Source organism: Stenotrophomonas sp. CFBP 13718 (assembly GCF_014842145.1).
Taxonomy (GTDB): domain Bacteria; phylum Pseudomonadota; class Gammaproteobacteria; order Xanthomonadales; family Xanthomonadaceae; genus Stenotrophomonas.
Window position 1 is genome coordinate 1 of record NZ_JACYVC010000029.1, and the last position, 294, is coordinate 294.

Below are 294 nucleotides of genomic sequence, written 5' to 3' on the forward strand. Positions count from 1 at the left end.
CCAGCGTGATTACTCCGCCTAGAGCATCACAATATTTTATTCACAGTTCGGTTATGTTCGACCTCCCCATCAGGAGCCGGCAATGCCGATTCACGCAGTCGTCTACGCCAGCCACGTGGCCGCTGAGCTACCAGCAGAGCGTCTGGACGCCCTTGTTCAGGACGCTGCGAGGTTCAACGTGATCGCAGGCGTGACCGGCCTGCTTCTATTCGACGGGGAACGCTTTCTGCAGTACCTAGAAGGCCCTGATGATGGATTGCGTGCGGCCTATGGCCGCGTGCTCATCGCGAGCAG

At 58.5% G+C, this 294-nt stretch carries 1 protein-coding gene; it reads left to right on the forward strand.

What is annotated here, in order from left to right:
• Window positions 1–82: 82 nt before the first annotated feature.
• A partial coding sequence (locus tag IFT58_RS18650; protein WP_192096556.1) for a BLUF domain-containing protein occupies window positions 83–294 on the forward strand: 212 nt, incomplete at its 3' end.